Source organism: Mesorhizobium sp. M8A.F.Ca.ET.207.01.1.1 (genome assembly GCF_004794715.1).
Classification (GTDB): Bacteria; Pseudomonadota; Alphaproteobacteria; order Rhizobiales; family Rhizobiaceae; genus Mesorhizobium.
On sequence record NZ_SRUS01000563.1, the window covers coordinates 1 to 285 of the forward strand.

Sequence of the window (285 nt, forward strand, 5' to 3'; positions counted from 1 at the left end):
TGCTGATCACCGCCGGTGGAATCACCGGTGCGCCACCCACGGTATTGCGCCACTTGGACAGGCCGAACACTTCGGTCTTGTACAGGTCCTTCAGCGGCGCATAGCCACCGCACATGTCGCCGTAGATGGTGGCGTAGCCGACCGCGTACTCGCTCTTGTTGCCGGTGGTCAGCAGCAGGCCGCCGAACTTGTTGGCCAGCGCCATCAGGATCACGCCGCGGCTGCGCGACTGCAGGTTCTCTTCGGTCACGTCCGGCGCGGTGCCTTCGAACATCGGCGCCAGCG

Annotated in this window: 1 protein-coding gene; it reads right to left on the reverse strand. The window is 65.3% G+C overall.

Annotated features, from left to right (window positions below):
- A partial coding sequence (gene nadE / locus EN850_RS35840; RefSeq protein WP_136093089.1) for an NAD(+) synthase occupies positions 1-285 on the reverse strand: 285 nt, incomplete at both ends.